This window comes from Pedobacter sp. NEAU-ZC8 (genome assembly GCF_059278965.1).
In genome coordinates this window covers 161,406-176,274 of the sequence record NZ_JCAJXC010000002.1, presented here as the reverse complement: position 1 = coordinate 176,274, position 14,869 = coordinate 161,406, and the positions used below count along the sequence as shown (strand labels likewise).

Genomic DNA, 14,869 nt, shown 5'->3' with positions numbered 1-14,869 from the left:
AGAAAAAACATGCAATTTCCAAAAATAAACATCCCCAAAAAATACATTAGAATTGGCGCTTGGGTTTTAGGTATATTTCTGGTAATCTGCATGGTCACAGGCGCTATCGCCTATGGTAAACGGGAAGCTTTACTGAAGAAGATGGTTGCCAGAGCAATCAATAAAGCGAAGGTAGACTACAACCTGGATGTGAAGATCGGCAGTGCCGGATTCAGCGGTCTCAGCACCGTACACATGACCGATATCTCCGTGGTCCCTCAGGACCGCGACACCCTGACCACCATTTCCGACATGACCATTGGCGTAAAGCTGATGCCCTTACTGGTGGGCAATGTAAAACTTGCAGAACTGGGGCTGGATTCCGGCACCATAAACATCGTGGTTAAAGACTCCCTGACCAACCTCGACTTCATCCTGAAGCGGAAGAAAAAGGACACGGTAAGCACAGGCAAAATGAACCTGGCCGACCTGGCGCATAACCTGCTCAACCAGATGTTGTATAAGATTCCCGACGATATGCAGATCAAGAACCTGATGCTGCGGGTGAATGACAACGATACCGCGAAACTCAGCTTTCTAACTACAGAGGCAACCATCGTAGACGGGGCACTAAAATCCAATATCCTGGTTAACGGAAACGAGGCCACCTGGCACCTGAACGGCTTGTTGGAACCCGCTGACAAGCAGATGGACGTCACATTCTTTGCCGACAACAAGAAGGTAGAACTTGCCTATCTGAACAACAAACTTAAAGCACAGCTGAGTTTTGACACCGTAAGAACACAGCTTAAAAAGGCAGCCTACAAAGGCGATGCATACAAGATCACTGGCTCCTGGGCCGTTAAAAACCTGCTGGTAAATCATCCTGCCATCGCATCCAATGACATCGTAGTACCCAATGCTTCCCTGGATGCCGACCTGCTGGTAGGCGAAAATTATGTGGCACTAGACAGCACTTCGACCATTTTCTTACAGAAAGCATCAATACACCCCTACCTCAAATACACCCTTTCGCCGCATAAAATCTACGAGTTGAAGATGCACACCGAGCAACAGGATGCACAAACCTTCCTCAATGCCCTACCACAGGGCATGTTCGAGTCTTTGGAAGGTTTACAGGTTTCCGGGCAGGTGAAGTACGACATGAACTTCTACCTGGACACCAAACAGCCAGACAGCGTACAATTCAACTCCACCCTTACACCCAAGGATCTGAAGATCCTGAAATGGGGTACCACAAACCTGCAGCGCATCAACGAACCTTTCGTGTATACGCCTTACGAATATGGAAAGCCAATGCGGAACATCACCATTGGCCCTTCTAACCCGAACTTTACCCCTTTAAACCAGATCTCCAACAACTTCAAGAATGCCGTGTTAACGGCAGAAGACCCCTCGTTCTTCAAACATAAAGGCTTTGTAGAGGAGTCTATAAGGAAGTCTATCGCGGTAAACTTCAAAGAGAACCGCTTTGTGCGTGGTGGCAGTACCATCTCCATGCAGCTGGTGAAAAACGTATTCCTCAGCCGTCAGAAAACCCTTGCACGTAAGGTGGAAGAGATCCTGATCGTATGGCTGATTGAGAATAACCGCCTGATCTCCAAGAACCGGATGCTGGAAGTTTACTTCAACATCATCGAAATGGGTCAGAACATCTACGGTATTGGCGAAGCTTCCAGACACTATTTTGGCAAGTCACCAGCAGACCTGAGTGTCGGCGAAGGTATTTTCCTTGCTAACATTGTTCCAAGACCAAAAATCGCCATGTTTAAATTCTATGGCGATGGTACCCTGAAGCCTTACCTGAGAGGATATTTCAGGTTCCTGGGCAACATTATGGCACGTCGCGGCCTTACCCCTTCAGATACCAGCAGCTATGGCTTCTACAATGTAAGATTGCGGGAAGGCTTAAGACAATACCTGCTTCCAGACACCATTGAGGTGGATACCACGGCCTTTGACAATGAGGATGATGCACTGCCAGTAATTAATACGCAGGATGAATCTAAAAACTTGTTCGACCGACTGTTTGGCCGGGCGAAAAAAGACACTGCTACGGTAAAACCTGCGCAGCAGGATACCACCAAGACCAGAAAGCAGCTTCGGGAAGAGCGCCGCGAAAGACGCCGATTAGAAAGAGAGCTTGAAAAAGCTAAAAAAGACGATTGATCCAATAAAACATGAACAACATACAGATCGCTGATAAGGAATTTGAGATCTTCCTGGAGCATGAAAACATCAATAAACGCACAAGACTGCTGGGCATACAGCTCAATGTAGACTATGAAAACCGCTGCCCGGTATTCATCGGCGTACTCAATGGCAGTATTTTGTTTATCGCAGACCTGCTTAAAGAACTGAACATCTCCTGCGAAGTAGAATTCATCAAACTATCCTCCTACCAGGGCGGATTGGCCAGTACGGGCAATGTGAAAGAGATCTTTGGATTACCAAGTAACCTGCATAACCGCGATGTGATCATTGTTGAAGACATCGTAGATACCGGTCGCACCATTAAACACATCATTGAAAAGCTTCAGGAGCAAGATCCCGCTTCCATCAAAGTATGCTCACTGCTGTTTAAACCATCTGCCCTGCTGGAGCCAATCAAGGAGCTGGAATATGTAGGGTTTGAAATCCCGAATGAGTTCGTGGTTGGATTCGGTTTAGACTATAATGGCCTTGGACGGAATTTAAAAGACATTTACCGCGCCGCAGATACAGTTACTTTACCTCAATCTTAAATATTTTTCTCACTTTTGCAGAATACTTTTAAGATTTTATGACCATACATAAGGAAGGTTACACATCGATTGCTTTAACACTGCTCGTTATTTTTGTGTTAAACGCATTCATTGATTACAGATATGCCGACATCACCTGGTTGCGTTGGCTGATCTACGTTGTGTCGCTGGTTTTATTCATTACCGTTCTCCAGTTCTTCAGAAACCCACGCAGACCATTCCTGGCGCAGGATAAAATGATCATCTGCCCTGCAGACGGCAAGGTGGTGGTTATTGAAGAGACCATCGAAGAAGAATACTTTAAAGACAAAAGACTACAGGTGAGCATTTTCATGTCGCCCGTAAACGTACACATCAACCGTAATCCAATATCCGGCATTGTGCGTTACTTCAAATACCACCCGGGAAAGTATCTTGCCGCCTGGAACCCGAAATCTTCTACAGAAAACGAAAGAACAACCGTTGTGGTGGAGCATGAGTCCGGAACCCCGGTATTGTTCCGTCAGATTGCAGGTGCATTGGCCCGACGTATTGTATGGTACGTAAAAGAGGGTGATGTGGTAGAACAAACCAAGGAGTTTGGCTTTATCAAATTCGGATCCAGAGTGGATCTTTTCCTGCCAATCGGCACCAAGGTTGATTTGGAACTTAACCAGATCGTACGTGGCGGAATCACCGTATTAGGTGAGCTTCCATAAGCTTCAATGTGATCAGCGTTCAATAGTGCATCATCAGAAAAAATAAGAGATCAAACACGATCAGAACACAACATAACAAAAAAGCCTGCAATTCAACGTTGCAGGCTTTTTTGTTATGTTATTTCGCTGCTACTTACAAAGCAACAGCGAAACGATGTTTATATCAGCTGTTTTAAAGCGATCTCGAAGGCTGTTTTCGAAATACCTGTACGAGCTTCGGAAGCTACATAAACGGCTTTCAGTGCCTTCTCAATGGTCTGAGAAGCATCAGTAAAGATGGCCTCATCACTCATCTCCACGTTTTTCTCCATCAGGTAAGCAAAAACGCGGGCCATACCGCAGTTTGCAATGAAATCCGGGATCACGGAAACGTGCGCATCTGCATGCTCCATAATTGGTCCGAAGAAGATCTCTTTATCCGCAAAAGGCACGTTAGCACCGCAGGCAATCACTTCTAAACCTCCAGCGATCAGCTGGTCCACTTCCGCCTGTTTTACCAGCCTGGAAGCAGCAGCAGGCACGAAGATCTCCGCATTCAATTTCCAGATCTGTTCACTAGCCAGATCAAATGGAATTAAAGCATCCGCAACAAGCGTGTTTCCTGCACGGTTGTTAAACAGATCAGTGATCTCCTCCAATGAAAACCCCTCCGGTCTGATCAAACCACCCACCCGGTCGATGATACCAATTACTTTAACACCGTTTTTAGCCAGGTAATAACCTGCAGCAGCAGCCACATTACCCCAACCTTGTATAACCGCACGTTTCTGACTCAAATCGCCGCCCCAGATGTTATAATAATGGCGGATCGACTCAGATACCCCGTAACCGGTGATCATGTCTGCAACCACGTATTTACGCTTGATATTTGGCGTATATTCAAGATCTTCCAGCACTTTGGAAACGCCATAACGCAACTGGCCGATCTGATGGATCCTTTCATTCTCCCTTGCACGGTAATGACCGTTGATCACACCCTCTTGCGGGTGCCATAAACCATAATTCTCCGTGATTGGAATCACCTCGTGGATCTCATCAATATTCAGGTCGCCGCCAGTACCATAATAGCTTTTCAAAAGCGGCATTACTGCTTTATACCAACGTTGAAGCACTTCTTTCTTCCTGGGATCTGCAGGATCGAAGTTGATGCCCGATTTTGCACCACCGATCGGCGGACCGGACACGGTAAATTTAACTTCCATGGTTTTCGCCAGGGATTCTACTTCCCGTTTATCGAGGCCTTTGCGCATGCGGGTACCGCCACCGGCAGCACCACCGCGCAGTGAATTGATCACCACCCAGCCTTCGGCTTCAGACTCCTTGTCCTTCCATTCGAATACAATTTCCGGTTGTTTTTCTTCGTAAATCTTTAATAGCTCCTTCATTTGTGTGTTTGTTCTTTGGCGAATATGGAAAACAAAAAAACCCTCCCGAGGTGATCGGGAAGGTTTAAATATCTTGGTTGCGTGAAATTAAACTCTTCTGGATTTAATACGCGCAGCTTTACCAGTTAATGCACGTAGATAGTAAAGTTTAGATCTACGAACTTTACCGTAGCTGTTAACTTCAATTTTTTGAATGTTTGGAGAGTTGATTGGGAAAATACGTTCCACACCAACGCCGTTAGACATCTTACGAACAGTAAAGGTTTCGCTTGCACCAACGCTGTTACGTTGCAATACAACACCTTGGTAAATTTGAACACGTTCTTTATTACCTTCGCGAATTTTATAGTGTACACTCACTGTATCTCCTGATTTGAATGCAGGAACTTCATTTTTTGCGATTACCTGCTCTTCAACAAATTTTACTAAATCCATGATTTTAAGCTATTAAGCCGATCTTTTGTTGTATTAAAATCGGACTGCAATATTAAGAATAATTTTTAATTAATAAAAGCGATTTTTATTTTTTTCCACATTAGTTGATAATTCCACATTTGACGCTGTTGAAGCCGTTTTTTTGGTGGAAAGATCTGGCCATATGGTATTTACTCATCGCCAAGTAAATCGGGTCTGCGCTGCTGTGTCCGCAATAATGCCTGTTCATGGCGCCACTCGTTGATCTTTGCTTCATGTCCGCTTAACAGAATGTCTGGCACCTTATGTCCGTTCCAATCTGCCGGCCGGGTATACACAGGCGCATCCAGTAATTCGCCCTGAAAGCTATCCGATAAAGCCGAAGTTTCATCATTGAGCACACCGGGAATCAAGCGCACCACGCTATCCACAAGCACCGCTGCAGGAAGTTCCCCTCCAGACAATACATAATCTCCAATAGAGATCTCACGGGTTACATAAATGTCGCGAATACGCTGATCTATGCCCTTGTAGTGCCCACAAAGGATCATCACATTGCCCAGGCTCGAAAGCTCATTAGCCATGCTCTGATTCAACGTTGGGCCATCCGGTGTCATAAAGATGATCTCATCATAGCTACGTTCTGCTTTTAGCGCCTCTATACATTTCGCAAATGGCTCTATAGACATCACCATGCCACTGCCACCACCATAAGGATAATCATCTACGCTTTTCTGCTTGTTTGTAGCATAATCCCGTAGGTTGTGCACCACGATCTCCGCCTTGCCCTTCTTCTGTGCACGCTGTAAGATCGAATGTGCAAATGGACTCTCCAATAAACCCGGAAGTACGGTCAGAATGTCGAAACGCATCTTAGGAGTTTAAATAAAGGTCTAACAAGCCATCAGGCAAATCTACCAGGATGGTTTCCTCATCCAGATCAATCTCCAGGATCATGTCCTCATTCAAAGGGAAAAGCACTTCTTTTTCCTTGTAATTCATGGTGGCCACAAAATGCTGCGGATACTCATTCACATCCAGGATCTCTCCCAGCTCCCCAAGTGTTTCATCACTTACCATAAAGCCGATCAGGTCATTGTAATGAAAATCATCATCCGAACGGTCCGGCATCTTTTCTAAAGGCAGGTAGATCTTCTTTTTAACCAAGATCTGCGCCTTGTCGATATGATCGATGTCATCGAAGTAGATGTTCCCGGTCTGGTTGTTCTGAAGCTTGCAGGAGGATACGAAATATGGAACCATTTTGCCGTTAATTTCGGCAAAAACCACATCCAGGTCCAGTAATTCCGGACTATCGTATTCGAAGTACAGCTGCACTTCCCCTTTAAGTCCTTTGGTTTTGGTAATATACCCGATGTAAAATGCTTCTTCTAATTTCATAATGTCTGTAAATGAAAATAGCGAAGCGTTCTTTTACAGAAGCTTCGCTATTTTGCAGGATAACAATCTTAAGCGTTGTTTTCCGCTGTTTCTTCTGAAGTACCTTCAGCAGCAGTTTCAGCAGTTTCATCAGCAGCTGGTTCAGCTACTTCTTCAACCGGTGCATTTTTAATTGCTAAAGCAGCAGCACGGTCCTGGTTTTTCTTGCTCTCAGCAGCTAAAGCAAGTTTTCTTGCTTCTTCTTTCGAAGAAGTAAGGCTTTCTTTTTTGCCAGCAATCTTACCACCTTTTGCTTCTAACCATTCCGCAAATTTAGCATCAGCTTGTTCTGCAGTTAAAGCACCTTTTTTAACACCACCTTCTAAGTGCTTTTTGTATAAAACACCTTTGTAAGAAAGGATAGCGCGACAAGTATCAGTAGGTTCAGCACCTTTGTTTACCCAGTCTAAAGTTTTTTCGAAATCAATTTCGATGGTTGCAGGATTGGTGTTTGGGTTGTAAGAACCTAAACGCTCAATGAATTTACCATCTCTTGGTGCGCGAGAATCCGCTACTACCACGTGGAAAAAAGGCTTACCTTTTTTACCGAATCTTTGCAATCTGATTTTAGTTGCCATTTCGTTATTGGTTTATGTATTCAACATAGTTCCCGGAGCTACATGCTTGCGGGGATGCAAAAGTAAGTAAATTACTCATGATTAACAAGATGCAAATCAGGTAATCTACACAATTACATTGGCGAACGTTTTGATACCCACGATTATTCATGATATTAGGCAGCTAAATTCAGTATATGAGAATAGCAATAGATATGGATGAGGTCATTGCAGACCCGATAACTAAATTTATAAAACTCTACAACCGTGATTGCGGTGTCCCTTTAGACCTGGTGCTGGATCCCGGAAATGAAATTTACCATCATGTACCCGAAGCGGTGAACATGAAATGGTTCGATTACATCAATGAAAAGGGCTTTTTTAGAGATCTGCCGGTGATTCCCGGTGCGATAGAAGGCATTCAGAAACTGCAGGAACAACATGAGGTGTACATAGTATCAGCAGCTATGGAATTCCGTAACTCCTTGGAAGACAAATATGACTGGCTGGCAGAACATTTCCCCTTCATTTCCTGGAAGCAAATCATGTTTTGCGGCGACAAGATCATTGAAGCCGATATCCTGATTGATGACCGCATTAAAAACTTCAAAGATTTTAAAGGGCGTCCGCTCCTGTTTTCTTCCCCACATAACATGCTGATCACCGGTTACGAACGTGTGGATACCTGGGAACAGGTTTTGAAAGCCATTCTTTGATCAAACAATCAAACCGGGATAAACTGCAATAACATCATCCCAATGCGTGCCTGGTGCTAAATTTGATCCTGATTGGAATATAAATCGCCTTTCAAGCGGCTCTTAGTCGCGTTTCCTTCGGCTGGAGCCGAACAATAGGCGAACAATAGGCGGTGAAGAGGCGAAGAGAAGGCGGCCAAGAAGCAATACTGCCTGCCCGCCGAATTTAGCTTCAATGGGCTTAAAAACTTTGCAATAAAAAAGCGCCTGCAGCATTCAACATGCTACAGGCGCTCAATAATGATATGTTTTAGGCTTACATGGATAAAATATCCACCAGTTTCAGCCAGGTTGGTGTTATTTCCTCTGCGTCGATGTGTTTGATTGCGCTATCGAAAGGTGTAAAGACCACTTCACGGTTCACCTGTCCTGCCATTTCTCTTGTACGCCCATTTAACAGCCCCTCTACCGCAGCCACGCCTAGGCGGCTGGCAAGTACGCGGTCCATACAACTTGGCTTTCCGCCTCGTTGAATATGGCCCAGAACAGAGACGCGGATATCGTAAGTCGGGAATTTCTCTTTAAGCGCTTCGCCAACGTTAAACGCACCGCCAATTTCATCGCCTTCGGCAACGATGATAATCTTTGAAGACTTGTCGCGGCGGCCACCTTCTAACCTGGTTACCAGACCTTCCACACCAGAATTTGCCTCTGGAATTAGAATAGACTCCGCACCCACGCCAATACCGCTTCTTAAAGCGATTAGCCCGGAGTCACGACCCATCACCTCAACGATGAACAAACGGTCATGTGACTCCGCGGTATCCCGGATTTTATCTACAGCATCAATTACGGTATTGATTGCAGAATCATAACCGATGGTGAAATCCGTACCCCGAAGATCGTTATCAATAGTACCTGGTAAACCGATGATCGGGAAGTTGAACTCAGACGCGAAGAGATTAGCACCCGTAAATGTTCCATCACCACCGATAACCACCAAAGCATCTATGCCAGCTTTTACAAGTCTTTCGTGGGCAATTTTTCGGCCTTCAACGGTACGGAACTCTTTACTCCTTGCCGTTTTCAGGATGGTACCACCCCGCTGGATGATGTTGGCTACCGACTTCGCATTCATCTCGATAAAATCGCCATGAATTAAGCCTTCGTAACCTCTTAAAATACCAGTAACTTCTAAATTATAATATATTGCTGCCCGGACGACTGCCCTGATAGCAGCGTTCATCCCTGGCGCATCCCCACCCGATGTTAATACACCTATTTTTTTAATCTTACTCATTTGTGTTATTGCGTGCTTTATATATGTCAACCCCGCGCTGCAGGAATGCCGCATATTCCGCAGCATCAAAAATCGCACCCTGAGGCGTAACCATCGGCTCAAGGTCCTGTCCTGCCAGGACGTAAAAGGGTTGTGAATTTGATTGATATCTGGTGGCCTGGAAATCGCCGTTCCAGCTACCGAGATCTTTAGTTTCCTTTCTCAGTAATTTCGAGTAGTGAACCTTTTCTGCCGGCATTTTCACGGAACGTTCATCTACATATAACTGAATTAATACATATTCTTCCCTGATGATGCGACCAACTTCCGGATCTACCCAGACCTTGTCTTCCATCTTACGACAGTTTACGCAGGCATGGCCGGTAAAATCGATCAATACAGGTTTATTTACTTTCTTCGCGTAAGCCATACCTTCATCCAGATCGAAAAAGGCATTGAAATTACGTGGCGGATGCAATATATCATCGTACTTTACCGAAGCTGGAAATCCAGTGTCCGAAGCCGGTGCAGCTGTTACGCCTCCACCAAGAATGAAGTCCTGCGTGTTCATTGGCGGAGCAATACCACTCAGGATATTCACCGGCGCACCCCATAAACCAGGTACCAGGTACATGGCAAAGGAGAAAGAGAAGATCGCAAAGAACAATCGTGGTACGCTTACATAGGCCACATCACTATCATGCGAGAACTTGATTTTGCCAAGCAGGTAAATCCCCATCAATACGAAGATCACGATCCAAAGGGAAAGGAAAATCTCCCTGTCGAACCATTCCCAGTGCCATACCAGGTCGGCGGCCGACAAGAACTTGAGCGCTAAAGCCAGCTCCAGGAAACCCAGGCAGACTTTAACCGAGTTTAACCAACCGCCGGATTTAGGCATGCTGTTCAGGAATCCCGGGAATACCGCAGATAAGGTAAAAGGTAGCGCTAAAGCCAGTGCAAAGCCCGACATCCCGATGGCCGGTGCAAGGATTTCCCCTTTAGCACTTGCCTGCACCAGGAGCGTTCCGATAATTGGCCCGGTACAGGAGAAAGATACCAACGCCAGGGAGGCTGCCATGAAGAAAATGCCGCCTAGTCCTTTGCCGGAATCTGCTTTTGCATCAATTTTATTGACGAAGGAACTTGGAAGTGTAATCTCGAAGGTTCCAAAGAAGGATATGGCAAATACCACCAGCAACAGGAAAAATGCAATGTTGAACCATCCGCTGCTGCTTAATTCGTTAAGCTTTGCAGAACCGAATAAAAGCGTGATCAATAAACCAAAAGCCACATAAATCACGATAATGGAAGCACCATAGATCAGCGCCTGGAAGATTCCACGTTGTCTGCTGCCGGCACGTTTGGTGAAATAACTCACCGTAAGTGGCACCATCGGAAAGATACAAGGCATTAGAAAGGCAATAAAACCACCTACAAGTCCTTCAATGAAGGTTTGCCATAAGGTTTTACTTGAATCCGCTGAGCTGTTTAAACCTGAAGCAGCATCTGAACCTGCGCCGATAGCCGTTGGAGCCGGGCTTTTTGGAAGGGAATCTTGCAAACTTGAATCCTGAATAGCAGCATTGTTAAGGCTGTCTTCAGCGGATCCGATTTCCGTAAATTGAAGATCATCAATTAATTCTGTAGAATCCTGCAAGGTGTTGCTTGCATAAGTATTCTGGCCTTGCAAGGCGAAAAAGCTTAGCATGATTCCAAGAATTATCACAAATTTTCTCATTGGCGCGGTTTAAAGGGCGTGAAATTAATGAATATTTTTTTATTCTGCTTTTTGAAGCAGGTGGGTTATGGCTTGGAGCGCGTGTGGAGCATAAAAAAAGAGCGCCTCGAAAATCGTGCGCTCTTAAAATACCTGTGTAGAGGGTTATTTTACCTGAACGCTGAAAGCGACTTCATTAGGCGGCAAACATTTACGGTCATTACAAACCATGAATTCTACGGTACCTTTAACTACGGTTGCGCCTTTAGCAAGCTTCACACGTTGCTGAAAGATCACGTCGTTTTCAAAATAACTTACATCCATGTTGAAGGTGTCTTCAAACTTGGTGATCGGCTTTGGTTCCAGTGTTTTGCCCACTTTGGTGTAACTTGCTGAAGGTTCAAACTTGATGGTGGTTTTGATCGGGCCACCTGGTTTAACATTCTGAGAATAGATGTGCCAGCCTTTTTCCATGGAGGCTTTAAGGTAAACCACGGCTTCTGTTGCGCTTACTTTTTTAGCGGCATACGACCAGGTAACCGGATCTTCAATCTGAGCAAAGGCGCCCATTGCTGTGAAAAACAAGAGGCTTAGGATTAAGGTTAGTTTTTTCATGTTCTGTTGGTTATAAATTCGATCTCTTTTAAGTTGAACTGTAGCTGCTTACCTTCTTTTTCCATGACCAACTGGCCACTGGAGGTAACGCCGGTAATTTTGGCTTCAAAAACAACATCGCCTTGTTTGTACCAGGCAATTTCATCATATTTGTAGAGCCCTGTCAAATACTGCGCCTGAAGGTCGGCATAAGCACCAGACTTCAATCTGAGGTACCCACTTTCAATCTGACTGCAAATTTCCGCTAATAGTTGAACTAAATTAACATCTTCTTGTAAAATTTGGGCTATAGAGGTGGCTTTACCTGCTAACAGCGGACTGAATTCCAGCTGGTTTACGTTAATGCCAATACCAACGATTGCAGACTTATACTTATTTCCAGCAAGCAGGTTCTCGATGAGGATCCCACCGAGTTTCTGATCGTTGTAGTATAGGTCATTGGGCCATTTAAAGACGATGTTTTTACCCGTAAAGTTGCCCAAGGCTGTTTTTAAAGCATTACAGATCACCATGTTCAGTTTAAACTGATCGTTAATGGGCAGGAAAAGCGGATGTAGTAATAAACTGAAAGTTAAATTTTTCCCTGGTGCAGCGATCCAGGTAGAATTTTGCTGCCCGCGACCTGCAAATTGGTCATCTGCCATAATTACAGTCCCTTCGGCTAATGGCTCGGATTTTGACACCAGGATCTTTAAATAATTATTCGTCGAGTCGACCGTTGTTAATTTGATAAGATTTTGACCAACAAATAATGTCGAAAAAGTGTTATTTTGCAATGGTTGATTATATATTGTTGTTTATCAAACATAAAACATTTAATGATTAAAAAGAAAATCGGAAATCTCTCTACATACCTCTCAGAAATAGCCGTGCATGGCATCCAGGAAAAGAAAGGAAATGATATCGTTCGTTTAGATTTAAGAGCACTAAACAGCTCGGTATCAGACTATTTTGTGGTTTGCAATGCTGATTCAGCAACCCAGGTTAAAGCTATCGCAGATAGCGTTGAAGAGGAAATATTTAAAAGTACCCAAACACATCCATGGCGGAAAGAGGGTTTAGAAGCCGCCGAATGGATCATCCTAGACTATTTCGATATCGTAGTGCACATCTTTAAAACAGAAAAACGCAACTTCTACGGAATAGAGGACCTATGGGGCGATGCGCAGACGACATCATATCAAAGCGCCTAATTTGTTAAATCCAGCAGACTAAAATGAAAGAAAAAGATAATAATAATAGCAAACCCAAGTTGATCAAGCGGATCCCGAATATACCTAAGAAGCCACAGAAGGGGTCTAAATTCAATATCTTCTGGGTTTATGCGGCAATCATCATCGGGTTGATCCTGGTTCAGTTCCTGATCAGCTCGGATTCAAGCAAGCCTATTGCTTACCGTACCTTCGAAACAGAGATGCTGCTTCCTGGTGACGTAGAAAAAATCGTTGCCTACAAGTATGAGGACCTGGTTCGTGCAGATGTTTTCATTAAAAAAGACCGGCTAAAGGACCCTAAATACGCAGCTTACAAGAACAAAAATAACTTTGGAGCTGCAGACGGGCCAACCGTTTACTTCAATTCAGGTTCTATGGATGGGCTTGATAATCAGCTGAAGGAATCCCAAAAGGACCTTCCTGAGGATCAGCGTATCGCAGCCATCAAAGAAACCAGACAGAGCACTTTAAATTCCTGGTTCTTTACGATCATTGTACCAGTATTGCTCTTCATCGGCTTCTGGATTTTCATCATGCGCCGAATGGGCGGTGGTGCAGGCGGTGGCGGTGGCCAGATCTTCAACATTGGAAAGTCTAAAGCCACACTTTTTGATAAGGAAAGCCAGGTAAATGTGACGTTTAATGATGTTGCAGGCCTTGAGGAAGCAAAACAAGAGGTTATGGAGATCGTGGATTTCCTTAAAAATCCTAAAAAATACACCAACCTGGGGGGTAAAATCCCTAAAGGAGCACTCTTAGTGGGTTCTCCTGGTACCGGTAAAACCTTGCTTGCCAAGGCCGTTGCCGGTGAAGCACAAGTACCTTTCTTCTCGCTTTCAGGTTCTGATTTCGTGGAGATGTTCGTGGGTGTAGGTGCATCCAGGGTGCGTGACTTGTTTAAACAGGCTAAAGATAAAGCGCCATGTATCATCTTTATCGATGAGGTGGATGCCATTGGTCGTGCCCGTGGTAAAAACAGCATGATGGGAGGCAACGATGAGCGTGAAAACACCTTGAATCAGTTGCTTGTTGAGATGGATGGTTTTGGTACCGACTCGGGTATCATTATCCTTGCAGCAACCAACAGACCTGATGTTTTGGATTCGGCATTGCTTCGTCCCGGACGTTTTGACAGGCAGATCTCGATCGATAAGCCAGATTTGGTAGGTCGTGAACAAATTTTTAAAGTTCACTTGAAGCCAATTAAAACGGCTGAAGTGGTCGATGCTAAAAAGCTTTCTGCACAGACACCAGGCTTTGCCGGTGCTGAAATTGCCAACGTATGTAACGAGGCAGCGCTTATTGCAGCAAGACGCAACAAAGAAAACGTTGACATGCAGGACTTCCAGGATGCGATTGATCGTGTGATTGGTGGTTTAGAAAAGAAAAACAAGATTATTTCTCCTGAAGAAAAAAGGATCGTGGCTTACCATGAGGCTGGTCACGCGATTGCGGGCTGGTTCCTGGAGCATGCAGATCCATTGGTGAAGGTGTCTATCGTTCCACGTGGTGTTGCAGCCCTGGGCTATGCGCAGTACTTGCCTAAGGAGCAGTTCCTGTATACCACCGAGCAACTACTTGATGGCATGTGTATGACCCTTGGTGGCCGTGTAGCGGAAGATATTGTATTCGGTAAGATCTCTACAGGTGCTCAGAACGACCTGGAAAGAATCACCAAACTGTCTTATGCAATGGTGACGATCTATGGTATGAACACCAATATTGGTAACGTTTCTTTCCATGATCCACAGAATGAATACAACTTCAGTAAACCTTACTCGGACAAAACTGCTGAAATGATCGATGAGGAAGTACGTGCAATTATTGCAAATGCTTACGAAACGACTAAAAAGCTATTGACCGATAAACGTGAAGGCCTTGAAAAGCTGGCGCAAAAGCTCCTTGAAAAAGAGATCTTGTTCCAGACCGATTTGGAAGAGATCCTTGGTAAACGTCCTTTTGACAACCGTACCACTTACGACGAGTTTGTGAACGGTACTGGTGATCAAACACCTGCAGCAGAAGGTCTGATTCATGAAGGCGTTGGAGAAACCACAGATCCAACTGCGATTATTAATCCTGCAAAATCGGAGTCCTAACAGACGAAT

15 protein-coding genes are annotated in these 14,869 nt (G+C 44.8%); 6 read left to right on the top strand and 9 right to left on the bottom strand.

Annotation, left to right across the window (positions count from 1 at the left end):
- Nucleotides 1-9: 9 nt before the first annotated feature.
- From AC5WJX_RS02515 to AC5WJX_RS02505, 3 genes are read left to right on the top strand one after another with little or no spacing between them, the layout of a single operon-like run.
- Nucleotides 10-2,169: a transglycosylase domain-containing protein gene (locus AC5WJX_RS02515; protein ID WP_494483216.1), complete on the top strand. Its 2,160-nt coding sequence runs from the start codon at nt 10-12 to the stop codon at nt 2,167-2,169.
- A gap of 11 nt (nt 2,170-2,180) precedes the next feature.
- Nucleotides 2,181-2,744, top strand: coding sequence for a hypoxanthine phosphoribosyltransferase (gene hpt / locus AC5WJX_RS02510; protein WP_494483215.1), 564 nt, complete (start codon nt 2,181-2,183; stop codon nt 2,742-2,744).
- A 38-nt stretch (nt 2,745-2,782) separates the two neighbouring features.
- Nucleotides 2,783-3,442, top strand: coding sequence for a phosphatidylserine decarboxylase family protein (locus AC5WJX_RS02505; protein WP_440428689.1), 660 nt, complete (start codon nt 2,783-2,785; stop codon nt 3,440-3,442).
- A 158-nt stretch (nt 3,443-3,600) separates the two neighbouring features.
- Here AC5WJX_RS02505 and AC5WJX_RS02500 read toward each other — a convergent pair whose 3' ends face one another.
- From AC5WJX_RS02500 to AC5WJX_RS02480, 5 genes are all read right to left on the bottom strand, one after another.
- A complete protein-coding gene (locus tag AC5WJX_RS02500; RefSeq protein WP_494483214.1) occupies nt 3,601-4,827 on the bottom strand; it encodes a Glu/Leu/Phe/Val dehydrogenase dimerization domain-containing protein in 1,227 nt (408 codons plus the stop codon).
- A gap of 87 nt (nt 4,828-4,914) precedes the next feature.
- Nucleotides 4,915-5,262 (bottom strand): 50S ribosomal protein L19, encoded by a 348-nt coding sequence (rplS, locus tag AC5WJX_RS02495; protein WP_440428691.1) that lies wholly within the window; start codon nt 5,260-5,262, stop codon nt 4,915-4,917.
- Nucleotides 5,263-5,432: 170 nt separating this feature from the next.
- On the bottom strand, nt 5,433-6,113 hold the full coding sequence (trmD, locus tag AC5WJX_RS02490) for a tRNA (guanosine(37)-N1)-methyltransferase TrmD (RefSeq protein WP_440428692.1): 681 nt from the start codon (nt 6,111-6,113) through the stop codon (nt 5,433-5,435).
- 1 nt (nt 6,114) lies between these two features.
- Entirely contained in the window at nt 6,115-6,642 is a 528-nt protein-coding gene (rimM, locus tag AC5WJX_RS02485) for a ribosome maturation factor RimM (RefSeq protein WP_440428693.1), read from the bottom strand.
- A gap of 68 nt (nt 6,643-6,710) precedes the next feature.
- A complete protein-coding gene (locus AC5WJX_RS02480) occupies nt 6,711-7,259 on the bottom strand; it encodes a 30S ribosomal protein S16 (RefSeq protein WP_494483213.1) in 549 nt (182 codons plus the stop codon).
- Between the two features lie 176 nt (nt 7,260-7,435).
- On the opposite strand from AC5WJX_RS02480, the gene AC5WJX_RS02475 reads away from it, so the two are divergent.
- Entirely contained in the window at nt 7,436-7,954 is a 519-nt protein-coding gene (locus AC5WJX_RS02475; protein WP_494483212.1) for a 5' nucleotidase, NT5C type, read from the top strand.
- 295 nt (nt 7,955-8,249) lie between these two features.
- On the opposite strand, the gene pfkA is transcribed toward AC5WJX_RS02475, so the two are convergent.
- From pfkA to AC5WJX_RS02455, 4 genes are all read right to left on the bottom strand, one after another.
- Nucleotides 8,250-9,233 (bottom strand): 6-phosphofructokinase, encoded by a 984-nt coding sequence (gene pfkA, locus AC5WJX_RS02470; protein WP_494483211.1) that lies wholly within the window; start codon nt 9,231-9,233, stop codon nt 8,250-8,252.
- The gene (locus AC5WJX_RS02465; RefSeq protein ID WP_494483210.1) at nt 9,226-10,953 is read right to left on the bottom strand and encodes a protein-disulfide reductase DsbD family protein; all 1,728 of its coding nucleotides are present in this window, start codon (nt 10,951-10,953) and stop codon (nt 9,226-9,228) included. Before AC5WJX_RS02465 ends, pfkA begins: the two co-directional genes overlap by 8 nt.
- 144 nt (nt 10,954-11,097) lie before the next feature.
- Entirely contained in the window at nt 11,098-11,547 is a 450-nt protein-coding gene (locus AC5WJX_RS02460; RefSeq protein ID WP_440428700.1) for a protein-disulfide reductase DsbD domain-containing protein, read from the bottom strand.
- On the bottom strand, nt 11,544-12,323 hold the full coding sequence (locus tag AC5WJX_RS02455; RefSeq protein ID WP_494483209.1) for a biotin--[acetyl-CoA-carboxylase] ligase: 780 nt from the start codon (nt 12,321-12,323) through the stop codon (nt 11,544-11,546). Before AC5WJX_RS02455 ends, AC5WJX_RS02460 begins: the two co-directional genes overlap by 4 nt.
- A gap of 42 nt (nt 12,324-12,365) precedes the next feature.
- Between AC5WJX_RS02455 and rsfS the strand changes: the two genes are divergently transcribed.
- Complete coding sequence (gene rsfS / locus AC5WJX_RS02450; protein WP_440428702.1) at nt 12,366-12,740, top strand: ribosome silencing factor; 375 nt, start codon at nt 12,366-12,368, stop codon at nt 12,738-12,740.
- Nucleotides 12,741-12,763: 23 nt separating this feature from the next.
- Entirely contained in the window at nt 12,764-14,860 is a 2,097-nt protein-coding gene (gene ftsH, locus AC5WJX_RS02445; RefSeq protein WP_494483208.1) for an ATP-dependent zinc metalloprotease FtsH, read from the top strand.
- The last annotated feature ends 9 nt before the right edge of the window (nt 14,861-14,869 follow it).